This window comes from Pseudomonas sp. NPDC089741, assembly GCF_044748825.1.
Lineage (GTDB): Bacteria > Pseudomonadota > Gammaproteobacteria > Pseudomonadales > Pseudomonadaceae > Aquipseudomonas > Aquipseudomonas helmanticensis.
The window spans coordinates 1-17,720 of record NZ_JBIVGT010000052.1 but is presented as its reverse complement, the minus strand read 5'-3'; the positions used below and the strand labels follow the sequence as shown (position 1 = coordinate 17,720).

General features: G+C 59.1%; 15 protein-coding genes. 10 read left to right on the top strand and 5 right to left on the bottom strand.

The window, feature by feature from the left end:
• The 6 genes from ACIPZE_RS27960 to ACIPZE_RS27935 all read left to right on the top strand — a co-directional run.
• The coding region (locus ACIPZE_RS27960) for a hypothetical protein (protein ID WP_400776626.1) at positions 1 to 171 on the top strand (171 nt) is incomplete at its 5' end.
• Between the two features lie 32 nt (positions 172 to 203).
• A complete protein-coding gene (gene fadA, locus ACIPZE_RS27955) occupies positions 204 to 1,379 on the top strand; it encodes an acetyl-CoA C-acyltransferase FadA (RefSeq protein ID WP_158828820.1) in 1,176 nt (391 codons plus the stop codon).
• A 98-nt stretch (positions 1,380 to 1,477) separates the two neighbouring features.
• Positions 1,478 to 1,714, top strand: coding sequence for a DUF1653 domain-containing protein (locus tag ACIPZE_RS27950; RefSeq protein WP_007910467.1), 237 nt, complete (start codon positions 1,478 to 1,480; stop codon positions 1,712 to 1,714).
• Between the two features lie 114 nt (positions 1,715 to 1,828).
• Positions 1,829 to 4,459, top strand: coding sequence for a type I DNA topoisomerase (gene topA, locus ACIPZE_RS27945; protein ID WP_129394798.1), 2,631 nt, complete (start codon positions 1,829 to 1,831; stop codon positions 4,457 to 4,459).
• A 144-nt stretch (positions 4,460 to 4,603) separates the two neighbouring features.
• A complete protein-coding gene (locus ACIPZE_RS27940) occupies positions 4,604 to 5,128 on the top strand; it encodes a DUF6586 family protein (protein ID WP_283435728.1) in 525 nt (174 codons plus the stop codon).
• A 106-nt stretch (positions 5,129 to 5,234) separates the two neighbouring features.
• Entirely contained in the window at positions 5,235 to 5,468 is a 234-nt protein-coding gene (locus ACIPZE_RS27935; RefSeq protein ID WP_064392830.1) for a hypothetical protein, read from the top strand.
• A 98-nt stretch (positions 5,469 to 5,566) separates the two neighbouring features.
• Here ACIPZE_RS27935 and sulA read toward each other — a convergent pair whose 3' ends face one another.
• Together sulA and lexA are read right to left on the bottom strand one after the other, a co-directional pair.
• Entirely contained in the window at positions 5,567 to 6,040 is a 474-nt protein-coding gene (sulA, locus tag ACIPZE_RS27930; protein WP_129394796.1) for an SOS-induced cell division inhibitor SulA, read from the bottom strand.
• A gap of 10 nt (positions 6,041 to 6,050) precedes the next feature.
• Positions 6,051 to 6,659, bottom strand: coding sequence for a transcriptional repressor LexA (gene lexA, locus ACIPZE_RS27925; RefSeq protein ID WP_042560165.1), 609 nt, complete (start codon positions 6,657 to 6,659; stop codon positions 6,051 to 6,053).
• 229 nt (positions 6,660 to 6,888) lie between these two features.
• Between lexA and ACIPZE_RS27920 the strand changes: the two genes are divergently transcribed.
• The 3 genes from ACIPZE_RS27920 to ACIPZE_RS27910 all read left to right on the top strand — a co-directional run bounded on the left by ACIPZE_RS27920 (position 6,889) and on the right by ACIPZE_RS27910 (position 9,515).
• The gene (locus ACIPZE_RS27920) at positions 6,889 to 7,596 is read left to right on the top strand and encodes a TetR/AcrR family transcriptional regulator (protein ID WP_016986747.1); all 708 of its coding nucleotides are present in this window, start codon (positions 6,889 to 6,891) and stop codon (positions 7,594 to 7,596) included.
• A 158-nt stretch (positions 7,597 to 7,754) separates the two neighbouring features.
• Positions 7,755 to 8,765 carry a beta-N-acetylhexosaminidase gene (nagZ, locus tag ACIPZE_RS27915; protein ID WP_064117851.1) on the top strand — a complete coding sequence of 337 codons (1,011 nt, stop codon included), beginning with the start codon at positions 7,755 to 7,757 and terminating at the stop codon, positions 8,763 to 8,765.
• 12 nt (positions 8,766 to 8,777) lie between these two features.
• Positions 8,778 to 9,515 carry an S-methyl-5'-thioinosine phosphorylase gene (locus ACIPZE_RS27910; protein WP_129394795.1) on the top strand — a complete coding sequence of 246 codons (738 nt, stop codon included), beginning with the start codon at positions 8,778 to 8,780 and terminating at the stop codon, positions 9,513 to 9,515.
• A 140-nt stretch (positions 9,516 to 9,655) separates the two neighbouring features.
• Here ACIPZE_RS27910 and ACIPZE_RS27905 read toward each other — a convergent pair whose 3' ends face one another.
• From ACIPZE_RS27905 to mfd, 3 genes are read right to left on the bottom strand one after another with little or no spacing between them, the layout of a single operon-like run.
• Positions 9,656 to 12,346 carry a DEAD/DEAH box helicase gene (locus tag ACIPZE_RS27905; protein WP_129394794.1) on the bottom strand — a complete coding sequence of 897 codons (2,691 nt, stop codon included), beginning with the start codon at positions 12,344 to 12,346 and terminating at the stop codon, positions 9,656 to 9,658.
• Positions 12,347 to 12,357: 11 nt separating this feature from the next.
• Positions 12,358 to 12,924: a CsiV family protein gene (locus ACIPZE_RS27900; protein ID WP_400776618.1), complete on the bottom strand. Its 567-nt coding sequence runs from the start codon at positions 12,922 to 12,924 to the stop codon at positions 12,358 to 12,360.
• Between the two features lie 10 nt (positions 12,925 to 12,934).
• The gene (gene mfd / locus ACIPZE_RS27895) at positions 12,935 to 16,384 is read right to left on the bottom strand and encodes a transcription-repair coupling factor (protein ID WP_283435730.1); all 3,450 of its coding nucleotides are present in this window, start codon (positions 16,382 to 16,384) and stop codon (positions 12,935 to 12,937) included.
• A gap of 354 nt (positions 16,385 to 16,738) precedes the next feature.
• Between mfd and ACIPZE_RS27890 the strand changes: the two genes are divergently transcribed.
• A partial coding sequence (locus tag ACIPZE_RS27890) for a glyceraldehyde-3-phosphate dehydrogenase (protein ID WP_400776615.1) occupies positions 16,739 to 17,720 on the top strand: 982 nt, incomplete at its 3' end.

Genomic DNA, 17,720 nt, shown 5'->3' with positions numbered 1-17,720 from the left:
TACGGTATCGGTGTCCCTCCATTCCGTGGCGGTGCGCTGCGCTACATCGACTCGATCGGTGTTGCCGAGTTCGTTGCCCTGGCTGACCAGTACGCTGATTTGGGCGCGCTGTACCACCCGACCGCGAAACTGCGTGAAATGGCCAAAACCGGCCAACGGTTCTTCGGTTAAGCGTCCCAACTTTTGAGCGAGAGTGAAATTTTATGAGCTTGAATCCAAGAGACGTCGTGATTGTCGACTTCGGTCGTACTCCGATGGGCCGCTCCAAGGGCGGCATGCACCGCAACACCCGCGCTGAAGACATGTCGGCGCACCTGATCAGCAAACTGCTGGAACGCAACGTCAAGGTTGACCCGAACGAAGTCGAAGACGTGATCTGGGGCTGCGTAAACCAGACCCTGGAGCAGGGCTGGAACATCGCGCGCATGGCGTCGCTGATGACCCAGATCCCGCACACTGCTGCCGGCCAGACCGTCAGCCGCCTGTGTGGCTCGTCGATGAGCGCGCTGCACACTGCTGCGCAAGCGATCATGACCGGTAACGGTGACGTGTTCGTGGTTGGCGGCGTCGAGCATATGGGGCACGTGAGCATGATGCACGGTGTCGATCCGAACCCGCACATGTCGCTGTATGCGGCGAAAGCCTCGGGCATGATGGGTCTGACCGCTGAAATGCTCGGCAAAATGCACGGCATCACTCGCGAACAGCAGGACGCTTTCGGCGTGCGTTCCCACCAGTTGGCCCACAAGGCAACCGTGGAAGGCAAGTTCAAAGACGAAATCATCCCGATGCAGGGCTACGACGAGAACGGTTTCCTGAAACTGTTCGACTACGATGAAACCATTCGTCCGGAAACCACACTGGAAAGTCTGGCGGCCCTCAAGCCTGCCTTCAATCCAAAGGGCGGCACCGTGACTGCCGGTACTTCGTCGCAGATCACTGACGGTGCTTCGTGCATGATCGTGATGTCGGCGCAGCGCGCACAGGACCTGGGTATCCAGCCAATGGCGGTTATCCGTTCGATGGCAGTGGCGGGTGTGGATCCGGCGATCATGGGCTATGGTCCAGTTCCGGCGACACAAAAAGCGCTGAAACGCGCGGGTCTTGGCATCAACGATATCGACTTCTTCGAGCTCAACGAAGCTTTCGCTGCACAGGCCCTGCCAGTGCTGAAAGATCTGAAAGTACTCGACAAGATGAACGAGAAGGTTAACCTGCACGGCGGCGCGATCGCCCTGGGTCACCCGTTCGGTTGCTCCGGTGCCCGTATTTCCGGCACCTTGCTGAACGTGATGAAGCAGAATAGCGGCACCCTCGGGGTGGCCACTATGTGCATTGGTCTCGGCCAAGGCATCTCCACCGTCTTCGAACGCGTTTAAGCGTCTCGTCGATGGAAGCCGGGGCCAAGTGCCCCGGTTTTTGTTTTTGTGGATTTATTTTGTTTTTATTTTGAAAAAATTTGAGTGAGGGCCAAAGCATGCCGATACAACCTGGGCTCTATCAACATTACAAAGGTCCGCAGTACCGCGTATTCAGTGTTGCGCGGCATTCCGAGACCGAAGAAGAAGTGGTCTTTTACCAAGCCCTGTATGGGGATTACGGCTTTTGGGTGCGCCCTCTGAGCATGTTTCTCGAGTCGGTCGAGGTTGACGGCGAGCAGGTGCCACGCTTTGCTTTGGTGCAAGCCGAACCGAGCCTTTTTTCCAAGGCGTAAGGGGAGTGCGCACAGAACCCTGTGCTTGACCTCACCTTGTATCAACTATATATAGCGGTGCCGCGTCAGGCGCCAACCGCCTTTCACTTCTAGAATTCAGGAATTTTCTGATCCATGGGCAAATCGCTGGTCATTGTGGAATCCCCGGCTAAGGCCAAGACCATCAACAAGTATCTGGGTAACCAATACGTGGTGAAGTCGAGTATCGGCCATATCCGAGACCTGCCCACCAGCGGTTCGGCTAGCGCCAGCAAAGAGCCCGCCGCCAAGCGCGGCAAGGCTGCTGCGGGCGAAGGTCCGGTGCTCACGCCGAAAGAGAAAGCGCGCAAGCAGCTGGTCTCGCGTATGGGTGTCGATCCCGATCATGGCTGGAAAGCCAAGTACGAGATCCTCCCGGGCAAAGAGAAAGTCATCGAAGAGCTGCGCCGGCTCGCCAAAGATGCTGACACCATCTATCTCGCAACCGACTTGGATCGCGAGGGGGAAGCCATTGCCTGGCACCTGCGCGAAGCCATCGGTGGTGACGACAGCCGCTACAAGCGCGTGGTGTTCAACGAAATCACCAAGAAGGCGATTCAGGAAGCGTTCTCCAAGCCGGGCGAGCTGGACATCGATCGTGTCAACGCTCAACAGGCGCGTCGCTTCCTCGACCGCGTTGTTGGCTACATGGTTTCGCCGCTGCTGTGGGCAAAGATCGCCCGTGGCCTGTCCGCCGGTCGCGTGCAATCGGTTGCCGTGAAACTGGTAGTGGAGCGTGAGCGCGAAATTCGTGCGTTCAACCCGGAAGAATACTGGGAAGTGCATGCCGATCTCGGCACCACCAAAGGCTCGACCGTGCGTTTCGAAGTGGCTCGCGAGAAAGGCGAAGCCTTCAAGCCGCTTAATGAAACCCAGGCCATGGCGGCGCTGGAGAAGCTCAAGTCTTCCAGCTACAGCATCGTCAAGCGCGAAGACAAACCGACCAGCAGCAAGCCGTCGGCACCGTTCATCACCTCGACCCTGCAACAGGCTGCCAGTAACCGCCTGGGCTTCGGCGTGAAAAAAACCATGATGATGGCCCAGCGTCTGTACGAAGCCGGCTACATCACTTATATGCGTACCGACTCGACCAACCTCTCGGCTGACGCCGTGACGATGGCGCGTGCCTATATTGAAGACGAGTTCGGCAAGAAGTACCTGCCGGAAACGCCGAACGTCTACAGCAGCAAGGAAGGCGCACAAGAGGCTCACGAAGCGATTCGTCCTTCTGACGCCAATACCATTCCAAGCAAGCTGGCGGGCATGGAGCGCGATGCAGAGCGTCTCTACGAGCTGATCTGGCGCCAGTTCCTCGCTTGCCAGATGCTGCCGGCACAATATCTGTCGACCACTGTCAGCGTTGGCGCTGGCGATTTCGAGCTGCGCGCCAAGGGCCGCATCCTCAAGTTCGACGGTTACACCCGTGTCATGCCGCAGATCGCCAAACCAGGCGATGACGACGTTCTGCCAGATATGGCGCAGGGCGACGTGATGAAGCTGATCAAGCTTGATCCGTCCCAGCATTTCACCAAGCCGCCGGCGCGTTATTCGGAAGCGAGCCTGGTTAAAGAAATGGAAAAACGCGGCATCGGTCGTCCTTCGACGTACGCCGCGATCATTTCGACCATTCAGGATCGCGGTTACGTGACCCTGCACAACCGTCGTTTCTATTCGGAAAAGATGGGCGATATCGTTACCGAGCGTCTGTCCGAAAGCTTCTCGAACCTGATGGATTACGGCTTCACCGCCGGCATGGAAGAGAACCTCGATGACGTGGCTCAGGGCGAGCGCGACTGGAAAAACGTGCTGGACGAGTTCTACGGCGACTTCAAAAAGAAACTCGAAGTGGCCGAAAATCCGGACAGCGGCATGCGTGCCAACCAGCCGGTCATGACTGATATTCCGTGCACCACTTGCGGCCGTCCGATGCAGATTCGTACCGCATCGACCGGCGTGTTCCTCGGTTGCTCGGGCTACAGCCTGCCACCGAAAGAGCGCTGCAAGGCCACCGTCAATCTGGTGCCGGGCGATGAAATCGCTGCTGATGATGAGGGCGAATCGGAATCGCTGGTGCTGCGCGGCAAGCATCGCTGCCCGATCTGCAGCACGGCGATGGACGCTTACCTGCTCGACGAGAAACGCAAGCTGCACATCTGCGGTAACAACCCGGACTGCGCCGGCTACGAAATCGAAGAGGGCAGCTATCGCATCAAAGGCTACGAAGGTCCGAGCCTGGAATGCGACAAGTGCGGCAGCGAGATGCAACTCAAGACCGGCCGCTTCGGCAAGTTCTTCGGCTGCACCAACCCGACCTGCAAGAACACCCGCAAACTGCTGAAGAGCGGTGACGCGGCGCCGCCGAAGATGGACCCGGTGAAGATGCCTGAGCTGAAATGCGAAAAGGTCAACGACACCTACATCCTGCGCGACGGTGCCTCCGGCCTGTTCCTGGCGGCCAGCCAGTTCCCGAAAAACCGCGAGACCCGTGCTCCGTTGGTGATCGAGATTGTGCCGCACAAGGACGAAATCGATCCGAAGTACCACTTCCTCTGCGACGCTCCGAAGAAGGATCCTGACGGTCTGCCAGCGGTCATCCGCTACAGCCGCAAGACCAAGGAGCAATACGTGCAGACCGAAGTCGACGGCAAGCCTACCGGTTGGAAGGCTTTCTACGACGGCGGCAAGTGGACGGTTGAAGACAAACGTACAAAGGCCAAGGCCGAGTAAGCGTTAGTCCGATACTGCAAAGGCCGCATGAGAACCCTCGGGTTTTCATGCGGCCTTTTTGTTTTGTGCTTGCGGTTGGATCAACTGATCCACGACACTGTCCGGCCTGTATGAAGCAATTATTTCGTTGTGGAGACTGCCTTCATGGCCCACGAACTCTATACCCGTACCAACCAGAAGATCTATTTCGCCGGCCTTTCGCTGGAAGCCTTGGCTCGCGCTGAAGAAGGGCGGGCAATGAATTCTCTGGCGCTGATTCAGGCTGGTCGTGAATCGGCGTTGTTTCACCTCTACGGCGCGCTGTTGGGGCTGTGTCATGAGATTGCCGGCTTCTATCGCCTGCCTCAGGCTAGCGCGCCACGAGCGGAGGCGTTATTGACGCGTGAAGTGCTGGAGTCGATCGCGATTCCCGAACTGGCTGAAATGGTCGAGTTGGCGGGTAATCCGGAAACCTGGCTGGCGAAGCTGTTGGCGGCACACTCGGCGCTGTTCCAGCCACCACGGGTCCCGCACAAGCCCAAGGGTGATGTGACACAGCCGTTGATTCAGGCGGTTAATCTGGATGAAGCAGAGCCGCCGCAGGAATTGAGCCGGGAAGAGCTGGAGAGCTGGCGGCAGAACCTCAAGGGTCTGGCCATCCGGTTTCGCGAAGGTTTGAACGAGTGCTGACAGGGATTGACTCGGTGGCAATCTGAAACATGCTGCTGGTCAAGATCCCGAGCGAAGCCTGAATGATGTCTATATAATCCCTGCCTTTCGTGGAGAACAGACCTATATGCCAACGTCCTTTCTAGAAATTGTCGAGTTACCAGACGGCCGAATCGAACTGCGCAGGGCTGAGGACGAAGGTTCTCTGGTGACTCTGGATTTCTCCGAGGATGCCAAGACCTTCCTGCAGGGCCAGCACGTGGAAATCGCCAAGGCGATGTTGAGCGTCGGCGTGCAGATGGCAGGTCGAATGATTGAAGGCGAATTTGATAAGGACGAGGGGCCGCGGGTTCTTCATTGATCCCCGCCTGTTTTCAGCTTTTTGTCATTGCCGCTTCAGATCGGCTTCTCTGTCCCTGGAGAAGCCCTGCGCTTCACACAGCGCTTTTTAATCGCTAATCAGCCCAAACGAATATTCAGGCTTTGAGCGTCGCCCGTACGTGCAGCGCTGATCAGCTGTTGCCGCGAACTGCTGTTCAACGGATTCAGCCAGGTGACCACTGTGTGGCTGCGGCCCAGGCGCAATGCTTCGCACGCCAGTTGCTGGGCGCTCTGAGTGCCTCGCGGTTGCAGCAGCAGAATGCGTTCACGATTCAGGCCGGCATCTCGCAGCCAGGTTTGCGTCAGGCTCGCTGGCGGTGCAATCAGCGTCAGCCAGCGGGCGTCCTGATCTTCGCTCAGTTCGCGAAGGATCGGGGCAAGCAGGTTCAGACAGTTCCCGGCCGCACCGCGCAGTGACAGCTCACTGAATACTTCAGGTTCGGCATTCCACGGGCGCTCGACCACTTCTTTGAGGGTCGGTGCCATCGGTTGCGCCAGAAACGCTTCGAATAAAGGCAGTTGTGTTTGCTGAGGTATGTGTGGGAACTGCATAAAGCCTCCTTTAGCGGCGGATTACGCCGACACTCAAGCCTTCGATCACCAGTTCCTGATCTTTCAGGTCGACTTCGATAGGGGCGAACTCAGGGTTTTCGGCCATCAGCCAGACCTTGCTGCCTTCACGCTTGAAGCGTTTGACGGTCACTTCATCGCCAATGCGGGCGACGACAACCTGGCCATTGCGCGCTTCGCGAGTAGTGTGGACGGCCAGCAGGTCACCATCGAAAATGCCGATGTCCTTCATGCTCATACCGTGCACGCGCAACAGATAGTCGGCACGCGGGTGGAAGAAGGCGGGATTGATGTTGCAGGATTCTTCGATGTGCTGCTGAGCGAGGATCGGCGCGCCGGCAGCGACACGGCCAATGATCGGCAGGGTAGAGTCGTCAGCCTTGGCTTCGAAGCCAGGAATGCGAATGCCTCGCGAGGCGCCCGGGGTCATCTCGATGGCGCCTTTGCGGGCCAGTGCCTTGAGGTGTTCTTCTGCCGCGTTCGGCGACTTGAAGCCCAGTTCCTGAGCGATTTCCGCACGGGTTGGCGGATAGCCATTGTCTTCGAGGCAACGTTTGATAAAGGCCAGAATCTCGGCTTGGCGTGGCGTCAGCTTTAGCATAATGATCGCTCTGTCTTTTTATACAGTGACTGGGATTATATACAGTGAAACGGTCTTGGCAATGCCCGTTTTTTTGCCCGCCGCCGGACGGTCGGCAGCCGCGCTTATTAATGCGTGGGCCTTGTGTGGTTAAATAGCTGACCGACCATTCCCAAAACGAACCGGCAGGCTTGACAACGCACAGGCTGAAACGTATGTTTCAAACAAGTGTTTGTCAGGCGGAGTAGCCATGGCCCAGTCGGAAACCGTTGAACGCATTCTTGATGCTGCCGAGCAGTTGTTCGCGGAGAAAGGTTTCGCTGAAACCTCATTGCGTTTGATCACCAGCAAGGCTGGCGTCAACCTGGCAGCAGTCAACTATCATTTCGGCTCGAAAAAAGCCCTGATTCAGGCGGTGTTCTCGCGCTTCCTCGGGCCGTTCTGCATCAGCCTCGACAAAGAGCTGGAGCGTCGCCAGGCCAAGCCTGAAAACAAGCCGACGCTCGAAGAACTGCTGGAAATCCTCGTCGAGCAGGCCCTCGTGGTTCAGCCTCGCAGCGGCAACGATCTGTCGATCTTCATGCGCTTGCTCGGCCTCGCATTCAGCCAGAGCCAGGGCCACTTGCGCCGTTATCTGGAAGACATGTACGGCAAGGTGTTCCGCCGCTACATGCTACTGGTCAACGAAGCCGCGCCACGTATTCCTCCGATCGAGCTGTTCTGGCGTGTGCACTTCATGCTCGGCGCCGCCGCGTTCAGCATGTCCGGCATCAAGGCCTTGCGCGCAATCGCCGAGACCGATTTCGGCGTCAACACCTCCATCGAACAAGTGATGCGCCTGATGGTGCCGTTCCTCGCCGCTGGTATGCGCGCAGAAACCGGTGTCACTGACACTGCCATGGCCACCGCACAACTGCGTCCGCGCAGCAAATCAACGCCGGTCGCCGCCAAGGTTTAACCGCGCACGGGTGGGCGCGGCAGCTGGTATCCGCTAAGCTAGCCGCCCATGCCGACTCTCGTTCTGAACCCGATCCAAACAGAAATTGCCGACCTGCCGAGCATTGCTCACGGTAGCGATTTTCTGCGCATCGGTTTTTTCGTTTTCAAGGAATCTCTATGACTGCTGGCCTGCAAGGCTCGTTGATGGTGGACGTCGCCGGTACCTGGCTGACGGCTGAAGATCGCCAATTGTTGCGTCAGCCCGAAGTGGGCGGCCTGATCATTTTTGCGCGCAACATTGAGCATCCGCGTCAGGTGCGCGAGCTCAGCGCAGCGATTCGCGCGATTCGCCCGGATTTGCTGTTGGCCGTCGATCAAGAGGGCGGTCGCGTGCAGCGCCTGCGCCAAGGCTTCGTACGCCTGCCAGCGATGCGCGCCATTGCCGACAACCCGAATGCCGAATACCTCGCCGAGCAATGCGGCTGGATCATGGCCACCGAAGTGCTGGCCGTCGGCCTAGACCTGAGCTTTGCCCCAGTGCTTGATCTGGATTACCAGCGCAGCGCCGTGGTCGGCACCCGTTCATTTGAAGGTGACCCCGAGCGTGCCGCACTGCTCGCCGGTGCATTCATTCGCGGCATGAACAGCGCGGGCATGGCGGCCACCGGCAAGCACTTCCCCGGTCATGGCTGGGCCGAAGCCGATTCCCACGTCGCGATCCCGAATGATGAGCGCAGCCTCGACGAGATTCGCGCCAACGACCTTGTGCCTTTCGCCAAACTCAGCAAGCAACTGGCCGCAATCATGCCGGCGCACGTCATCTATCCGCAGGTCGATTCACAGCCTGCCGGCTTCTCCCGGCGTTGGTTGCAGGACATTCTGCGCGGCGAATTGCAGTTCGACGGTGTGATCTTCAGCGATGACCTGTCGATGGCCGGTGCGCACGTGGTCGGCGACGCCGCGAGCCGCATCGAGGCCGCGCTCACCGCCGGTTGCGACATGGGCTTAGTGTGCAACGACCGCGCCGCTGCCGAACTGGCCCTCAGCGCGGCGCAGCGCATGAAGGTCAAGCCATCGGCCCGAATCGCGCGGATGCGCGGTCAGGCATTCGCCAGCACCGATTATCGCCAGGATCCGCGCTGGCTCACCGCTATCGGCGCGCTCAAAGACGCTCAACTGATCGATTAAGGATTTTTCGCTATGACCGTTTACGCAATCATCGGTGGCACCGGCCTGACCCAGCTCGAAGGCCTGAGCATTCGTCAGTCGCTGGCAGTCGACACGCCCTACGGCGCACCCTCAGCCGAAGTGCAGATCGGTGAATACGCTGGCAAGGAAGTGCTGTTCCTCGCCCGTCACGGCCACCCGCATCGTTTCCCGCCGCACAAGGTCAACTACCGCGCCAATCTGTGGGCGTTGAAGCAGGCGGGGGCCGAGGCGATCATCGCGGTCAACGCCGTGGGCGGGATTCATTCGGCGATGGGCACCGGGCATTTCTGCGTGCCGCATCAGATCGTCGACTACACCAGCGGGCGTGAACACACCTATTTCGCAGATGATCTGGAGCATGTCACCCACATCGACTTCAGCTTTCCTTACAGCGAACCGCTGCGTCAGCAATTGATTGCCGCCGTGGCTGCCGAAGGTTGCGAGTACAGCGATCAGGGCGTGTATGCCTGCACCCAAGGCCCGCGTCTGGAAACCGTGGCCGAAATCGTGCGTCTGGAGCGTGATGGTTGCGACATCGTCGGCATGACCGGCATGCCGGAAGCGGCACTGGCCCGCGAGCTGGAGCTGGATTACGCCTGTCTGGCGCTGGTGGTGAACCCTGCTGCGGGCAAGACCACTGAAGTGATTACCATGGCCGAGATCGAGCAGGCTTTGCATGACGGCATGGGCAAGGTGAAGTCGGCGTTGGCGCGGGTGCTCAAGGGCTGAGTCCGGCCGAGACCGAGTTGACCCCATCGCTGGCATGCCAGCTCCCACAAGAATCGAGTTGAATCACATTTTTGTGTACGACTCATAACCCAGTGGGAGCTGGCTTTCCAGCGATAGCCATTTAACGGGCGACAATAATCTCAACGCTTCTCGAGCTTGTCCGGCAACGGCGCAAACAACGCTTCAATATCATCACTCTGCAACTTCCAGTCCCCGGCCTTGCGGCCATCCAGCACGCCCGCCGCCAAGTCGGATTTTTCCTTCTGCAGATGCTGAATCTTCTCTTCCACCGTGCCTCGGGCAATCATCTTGTAGACGAACACCGGTTTCTCCTGACCAATCCGGTAAGCGCGGTCCGTCGCCTGATTCTCGGTCGCCGGGTTCCACCACGGGTCGTAGTGAATCACCGTATCCGCTTCGGTCAGATTCAGGCCAACACCACCGGCCTTCAGACTGATCAGAAATATCTGACGCTTGCCGCTCTGGAATTCCTTCACCGGTGTACGCCGATCGCGGGTTTGGCCGGTCAGCAGCGCGTAGGAGACATTGCGCTTTTTCAGCTCGTCTTCAATCAATGACAGCATTGAGGTGAACTGCGAAAACAGCAGAATCCTTCGGCCTTCCTCGAATAACTCTTCAAGCATCTCCATCAAACTGTCGAGCTTGCCGGACGTACTGCCGCGCGCGGGCAGGGTGGCGTCGTTGACCAGGCGCAGATCGCAGCAGACCTGACGCAGTTTCAACAGCGCTTCAAGAATGATGATCTGGCTGCGCGCGACACCCTTGCGGGTGATCTCGTCGCGGACTTTCTTGTCCATCGCCAAGCGCATGGTTTCGTACACGTCGCGCTGCGCTTCGTTGAGATCGACCCAGTGGATGATCTCGGTTTTCGGCGGCAACTCGGTAGCGACCTGTTCCTTGGTGCGACGTAGCAGAAACGGTTTGATCCGGCCGTTGAGGTGCTGAAGCCGGACTTCGCTGCCGCGCTTTTCAATCGGCACGCGGTAATCGGCGTTGAAGCTTTTGACGTCGCCAAGCCAGCCCGGCAGCAGGAAGTGGAACAACGACCACAGCTCACCCAGGTGGTTTTCCAGCGGTGTACCACTCAGGCACAGGCGCTGACGCGCATTCAACTCGCGCGCGGCTTGGGCGGCTTTGCTATTCGGATTCTTGATGTACTGCGCCTCATCCAGCACCAGCACATGCAGCGGCTGCTTTGCCAAACGTTCGACGTCCTTGGGCAGCAGCGCGTAGGTGGTGAGGATCAGGTCGAAATCAGCCAGATTGTCGAAGTGCTTCTTGCGGGTGGCGCCGTACAGCGCGACCACGTTCAACTGCGGTGTGAAATGCGCCGCTTCATCCAGCCAGTTCGGAATCAGACTGGTCGGCATCACCACCATGCAGGGGCGATCGAGGCGACCGGCGATTTTCTCACTGAGAATATGCGCCAGGGTCTGTAGGGTTTTGCCCAGACCCATGTCATCCGCGAGAATCCCGCCGACTTCCAATTGCCGCAGCGACTGCATCCAGCTCAAGCCTTCAAGCTGATACGGGCGCAGCGTCGCATTCAAGCCTTCCGGCGCTTCAACGCTGAAATCACGAATGTCGCGCAGGCGTTGGGCGAAGGTGCGAATCTGCTCGCCACCCTCCCACAGGAGCGGAATGCCTTCCAGCGAGTTCAGGCGTATGGCGTCGGCCTTGCTCAGGCGCAGAGTGGTTTCGCCCGGCTCCTGCAAATAGAACTCGCCAAGGGTCATCAGCACCGGTTTCAACCGGCCCAATGGCAATGCCACCTGCAATGGCCCGTGTTCGCTGTTGCGTTGCGGGACGTTGACCAGAATCAGCTCGTCATCGCGACGGCGCGCAAGACGTTCCGGGTTGAGAATCTCCGCGTGCGAGCGCATCAGGTTGAGCAGGATCGGCAGCAAACTCAGGCGTTCACCGTTGACGATGATCCCCAACTCCAGATCAAACCAGTCACGTTCCGGTGCCTGTTCGACTGTGGCGTACCAGTCATCCACAGCGGTCAGGTCAAAGCCGAACTCTTCGTCAATCTGCAATTCCCAGCCTTGGGTGCGCAGCTTCGGCAGATCGTTGAGTGTGAACGTCAGCCACGCGCTGTCGTTGACCATCTCATACAGCTCGCCGGCACTTTCCGGCAGGGCTTTGCTCTGTCGCGTAGCGATGCGAAAGCCGAGGATTCGTAACTGTTCGCGGTAGGACTGTTCGACGTCCGGATGACGTTTTATCCGCAGCGTCTGGGTTTCCTGGCGGATCAGGATGTCGCTGTTCTTCTGCCCGCTGACGTATTCGTCCAGATAACTGAACGACAGCGCCGCACGATGCTGGATGTAGCGCTGCATCTTGCCGTTGCGTGGTTCGAAAGCGCTGAACTCGACACTGGCCAGCCACAGGCGCGGCATTGGCTGAACGTTATCGACCAGCACTTGCGGCGGTGCTTTCGGGCCACGGTTTTCCAGCACTGCCTGGAGTTTTTCCAGCAGTTCGGCGTCTTTGGCGGCGGCGGGGTAGTCGAGGGTTTCCTGCACTTTCAGCAACACCGCTGCGCAGTGTTTGCAATTGGTGCGAACCGGGCAGGTGCAACCGGCATCGACCAGCAGCAGAGTGCCTTTGGCTGACTCGCGCAGGTGAATGGTCTGGCGGTAAACGTTGCCGCCAGAGCCTTCGCAACTGGCGGTGATGGTCGCATCGCCTACCTGGGCGATGCGTACCCGGTTTTCCAGGGCGTAGCGGCGGCCACGCTCCAGGCTCTGTTCCTTGAATCGGCTGACCCAGGAGGGTGCCAACGGTTTACTCAGCGGCGGGTTCATAAGGACTTCGATCAGTCCGGAATCGCTTCAGGCGCTTCCCGTGGCGCAGGTGCAGTCAGGGAAGTGATCTTGATCAGCAGCGCCAGGTGGCCGTTGTCGAGGTAGTTGAGCTGGCCGTTTTTGGTGTGGCTGTCCTGTTTCAGGCGCTCACTGGCGGTGACCAGGCCATTGGCGTCGAGCTGATTGACCCAGAAGTCGGCGGCGACATCGGTGAAGCGTCCAAGCTTCAGCTCAAGTGTGCCTTCGATCGGGAATTGGCCGAACTGCTCCTTGCCATCACTGACCGCGACTTTCGCCGGTGCTTCGCCGAGGGTCTGTTGCCAGGCCTTGTGCATCAGCACGCTGTACTCGCCGCTGGCAGTGAGTTTGCTGGCGACATCATTCAGCGCCGGTGTCCGCGTGCTGTTCTCAGCCAAGCGCTGGGCGCCGGCGGCCCAGTCTTCCGGTGCTGTGCGGCTGACAATCGCCGGCACAGCGTTCTGGCGCACCAGAATCATCTCGACCTGATACAGGTCATCGGCAAACGCCGTAGGTGCTACCAAAGTCAGTAGCAAAGTCAGTGAGCGAAACAGGCGCATGCGGCGTCCTTCAAACAGTTTTCGGGATGAGGCGCTCGAACAGCGCCTCTACAGTATTAAAGCGCTCTTCCGGGCGTTCCATCGGCACCTGGAATTTAAACATCGTGGCGCCTTCGAATTTGTAGCGTTTTGGCTGGCTCTGGATCAGTTTGATCAGGGTCATCGGGTCGACCGGCGTCTGCGCCGCGAACTCGATTCGGCCACCTTGCGGCCCTCCGTCGACCTTCTTGATACCCAACTGCTCAGCCTGCAACTTCAATGCAGTGATGCGTACCAGGTTTTTGGTCGGTTCCGGCAGCAGGCCGAAACGGTCGATCATCTCGACTTGCAGATCCTTCAGGCCTTCCTCGTCGGTAGCCGAAGCGATGCGCTTGTACAGGATCAGGCGCGCGTGAACGTCCGGCAGATAGTCTTCCGGAATCAGTGCCGGCACCCGCAGGTTGACTTCCGGACCACCGCCGAGCGGCTGGTCGAGGTTTGGCTGTTCGCCCTTGCGGATCGATTTCACCGCGCGTTCGAGCATTTCCATGTACAGCGTGAAGCCCACAGCCTGAATCTGACCGCTCTGGCCATCGCCGAGCAGTTCGCCGGCGCCACGGATTTCCAGGTCGTTGGTCGCGAGCACGAAACCCGCCCCGAGATCCTGGGTATTGGCGATCGCCTCCAGACGTTTTTCTGCATCCGAAGTGATTTGCTGGCGCGGTGGCGTCAGCAGGTACGCGTAAGCCTGGTGGTGACTGCGGCCGACACGACCACGCAACTGGTGCAGTTGTGCCAGGCCAAACTTGTCGGCGCGCTCGATGATGATGGTGTTGGCGCTCGGCACGTCGATGCCGGTCTCGATGATGGTCGAGGCGATCAGCACGTTGAAACGCTTGTGATAGAAGTCGCTCATCACCTGTTCGAGTTCGCGTTCGCGCATCTGTCCGTGACCGATGCCGATGCGGGCTTCCGGCACCAGTTCGGCGAGATCGGCGGCGCATTTCTCGATGGTTTTCACATCGTTGTGCAAGTAGTAAACCTGACCGCCACGCAACAGTTCACGGAGCAAGGCTTCTTTGACCGTGCTCTTGTTCTGTTCCATGACGAAAGTGCGCACCGACAGGCGTCGCGCTGGCGGCGTGGCAATGATCGACAGATCGCGCATGCCCGACACCGCCATGTTCAGCGTGCGCGGAATCGGTGTGGCGGTCAGCGTAAGAATGTCGACTTCGCTGCGCAGGGCCTTGAGCTGTTCTTTCTGACGCACACCGAAGCGGTGTTCTTCGTCGATGATCACCAGCCCGAGGTTTTTGATTTTTACGTCGTCGGACAACAGCTTGTGCGTGCCGATGACGATGTCGATCTTGCCTTCCGCCAGGTCGGCGATTGCCGCATTGACTTCCTTGGTCGACTTGAAGCGGCTCATCACTTCGACAGTCACCGGCCAGTCGGCGAAGCGGTCGCGGAAACTGTTGTAGTGCTGCTGGGCGAGCAGGGTGGTCGGCACCAGAATCGCTACCTGACGACCGCCGTGCACGGCAATAAACGCCGCGCGCATGGCCACTTCGGTCTTGCCGAAACCGACGTCGCCGCAGACCAGTCGATCCATCGGTTTCGGCGCGAGCATGTCGGCGCGCACGGCTTCGATGGTGGTTTGTTGATCCGGGGTTTCTTCGAACGGGAAACCGGCGCTGAACGTTGCGTAATCGGCTTTCGGGTCGGCGAACGCATAACCTTCGCGAGCGGCACGACGGGCATAGATGTCGAGCAGTTCAGCGGCAACGTCACGCACTTGTTCGGCGGCTTTGCGCTTGGCTTTCTGCCAGGTCTCGGAGCCGAGGCGGTGCAGCGGCGCCAGTGCATCGTCGCTGCCGGTGTAGCGCGCAATCAGATGCAGGTTGGCCACCGGCACATAGAGCTTGGCGTTCTCGGCGTATTCGAGGGTGAGGAATTCGGCGGCCTGATCGTCGATTTCCAGAATGGTCAGGCCGAGGTAGCGGCCGACGCCGTGATCGATATGCACCACCGGCGCGCCTTCGCGCAACTCGGTCAGGTTCTTGATCACCGCATCGTTGTTGCCATCGGCACGCTTCTCGCGGCGGCGACGCTGCATCACGCGTTGGCCGAACAGCGGACTTTCGGCGACCAGTGCCAGCGCCGGATCGTCGAGCATCAGGCCTTCGTCGAGCGGCGCAATAGTGATCGCCAGACGATCCTTGCTCGCAACGAAGTCTGGCCAGCTGTCGACGGTTTTCGGCCGCAGCTTCAGGCGTTCGAGCAACTCCAGCAGCACTTCGCGACGCCCCGCGGATTCGGCGGTGAACAGCACGCGTCCGGGGAATTCGTCGAGGAATCCGGCCAGTGCCGCCAGCGGTTGCGTGGCTTTGGCTTCGATCGCCAGATTCGGCAGGGCTTGCGCCGGAAAGCGCTCGCGCCCGGCACCGCTTTCGACGTCTTGTTGGCTGGCGACCACGCGCGGCCAGCTCTTCAGGCGCGCGAAGCAGTCTTCCACCGGCAGGAACAATTCAGCGGGTGGCAATAAAGGACGCGATGGATCGACGCGGCGCTCTTCATAGCGATTACGCACATCGTTCCAGAAGTTTTCGGCCGCTTGCTCGATGCCCGGCAGCGAGAACACTTGCGTGTCCTGCGGCAGGTAATCGAACAGGGTCGAAGTTTCGTCGAAGAACAGCGGCAGGTAGTACTCGATGCCGGCCGGGGTAATCCCGCTGCTCAGATCCTGAAAGATCGGGCAGCGCCGGAAGTCGACGTCGAAACGCTCGCGGAAACGTGCCTTGAAACGGGTGACTGCGTCTTTCTGCAACGGAAATTCGCGTGCCGGTAGCAGCTTGACCGATTCGACCTTGTCGATCGAGCGCTGGTTTTCCGGATCGAATGTACGCAGGGTTTCGATTTCGTCATCGAACAGGTCGATGCGATAGGGCAGTTTGCTGCCCATCGGGAACAGGTCGATCAGCGCGCCGCGCACGGTGAATTCGCCGTGCTCATAAACCGTGTCGACGTAGCGATAACCGCTGGCTTCGAGCCGCGAGCGCATCTGTTCAACGTCGAGCTTCTGGCCGACATCGAGTACCAGGCTGCTGCCGAGCAGAAATTTGGTCGGCGCCAGGCGATGCAGGGCCGTGGTGATCGGCACCACCAGCACGCCATGCGCCAGTTCCGGCAGCCTATATAAGCTGGCGATGCGCTGGGAAATGATGTCCTGGTGCGGCGAGAACAGGTCGTACGGCAGGGTTTCCCAGTCGGGGAAATGCAGGACGGGCAAATCCGGGGCGAAGAAACTCAGCTCCTGTTCCAGTCGTTCAGCGCTCTGGCTGTCGGCGGTCAGTAGCAGGGTGAAGCGCTTGGCAGCGCTGGCAGCCTCGGCAATCGCCAGACTGAGGGCAGCACCGGGCAAATTGCCCCAATGCTGTTTACCTGCCTCGGCAGGGAGTAGCGGTAGACGCAGAACGGGCACGGAAGGTTGAGCTCCAGGCTTTGCGACAAAGTCGGTAATTGTAGCGGCGTCCGGTGTCACCTGTCAGTTGCAGACTGTGTCTATCTTCGCTGTTTCGGCGAAATGTAGTGGTAACCATAAAAAGCAGGCGTTTTTTAGCGATTATGTAGTGCCGAAATTGGCTCGTGTTACGGAGGGTTACAGACATCGTCTAACAGTCGACGAAAAATTGACTGCGCTGGAAGCCGCGTATTTACTGGGCTGGCGCGAGGCGTGATTTTTTTGAAAGGAATTTTGTTACCGATTTCGCGACAAGCGCGCATTGCTGAATGAGGTTGTGGGCGGCATAATGTAGCCCCTTTTTTCTGCCCCTACATGTGGAAGGTTACCGTGACTCAGAAGCCCGACCAGTGTCTTGGTGAATGGATCGACCGTGAAGCTCTCGCAGAAGCGATGATTCCGCTTATCGGTCAGCTCTACCGCAATAACAACGTGGTGAGCTCGATCTATGGCCGCAGCCTGATCAACCAGTCTGTCATCGCGATTCTCAAAGCTCACCGCTTTGCGCGTCACCGTTCTTCCGACGACAGCGAACTCTCCGTCCACGAAACATTCCCGCTGCTTAAAGCCATGAGCGAGCTCAAGCTCGGCGCGGCTTCGGTAGATCTGGGCAAGTTGGCGTTCAAATTCCGCAACGAAGGCAACGGCCGTACCGCCGAGCAGTTCGTGCGTGAAGAAATGGCTGACGTGGTTGGCCAGCAAAACGCTTCGGCCCGTAAAGGCACCGACGTTGTGCTGTACGGCTTCGGTCGTATCGGTCGTCTGCTGGCGCGTATCCTGATCGAGAAAACCGGTGGTGGCGACGGTCTGCGTCTGCGTGCCATCGTCGTGCGCAAAGGCGCCGACAACGACCTGACCAAGCGCGCCAGCCTGCTGCGTCGCGATTCGGTGCATGGTTCGTTCAACGGCACCATCACCATCGACGAAGAAAACAACACCATCACCGCCAACGGTAACCTGATCCAGGTGATCTACGCCAAGAACCCGACTGAAGTGGATTACACCCAGTACGGCATCAAAGACGCGCTGCTGGTGGACAACACCGGTGTATGGCGTGACGCCGATGGCCTGGGCCAGCACTTGCAGTGCCCGGGTATCGACCGCGTTGTTCTGACCGCGCCAGGCAAAGGCAAGCTGAAGAACATCGTTCACGGTATCAACCACAGCGAAATCACCGCTGACGACAAGATCGTGTCCGCCGCTTCCTGCACCACCAACGCCATCGTGCCGGTGCTGACAGCTGTGACTGACCCGGTCGGCATCAGCACCGGTCACGTCGAAACCGGGCACTCGTACA

Bases quoted from the DNA above. Each gene is read 5' to 3' on its own strand.
- fadA (WP_158828820.1), top strand. From the start codon at position 204: ATGAGCTTGAATCCAAGAGACGTCGTGATTGTCGACTTCGGTCGTACT.
- ACIPZE_RS27950 (WP_007910467.1), top strand. From the start codon at position 1,478: ATGCCGATACAACCTGGGCTCTATCAACATTACAAAGGTCCGCAGTAC.
- topA (WP_129394798.1), top strand. From the start codon at position 1,829: ATGGGCAAATCGCTGGTCATTGTGGAATCCCCGGCTAAGGCCAAGACC.
- ACIPZE_RS27940 (WP_283435728.1), top strand. From the start codon at position 4,604: ATGGCCCACGAACTCTATACCCGTACCAACCAGAAGATCTATTTCGCC.
- ACIPZE_RS27935 (WP_064392830.1), top strand. From the start codon at position 5,235: ATGCCAACGTCCTTTCTAGAAATTGTCGAGTTACCAGACGGCCGAATC.
- sulA (WP_129394796.1), bottom strand. From the start codon at position 6,040: ATGCAGTTCCCACACATACCTCAGCAAACACAACTGCCTTTATTCGAA.
- lexA (WP_042560165.1), bottom strand. From the start codon at position 6,659: ATGCTAAAGCTGACGCCACGCCAAGCCGAGATTCTGGCCTTTATCAAA.
- ACIPZE_RS27920 (WP_016986747.1), top strand. From the start codon at position 6,889: ATGGCCCAGTCGGAAACCGTTGAACGCATTCTTGATGCTGCCGAGCAG.
- nagZ (WP_064117851.1), top strand. From the start codon at position 7,755: ATGACTGCTGGCCTGCAAGGCTCGTTGATGGTGGACGTCGCCGGTACC.
- ACIPZE_RS27910 (WP_129394795.1), top strand. From the start codon at position 8,778: ATGACCGTTTACGCAATCATCGGTGGCACCGGCCTGACCCAGCTCGAA.
- ACIPZE_RS27905 (WP_129394794.1), bottom strand. From the start codon at position 12,346: ATGAACCCGCCGCTGAGTAAACCGTTGGCACCCTCCTGGGTCAGCCGA.
- ACIPZE_RS27900 (WP_400776618.1), bottom strand. From the start codon at position 12,924: ATGCGCCTGTTTCGCTCACTGACTTTGCTACTGACTTTGGTAGCACCT.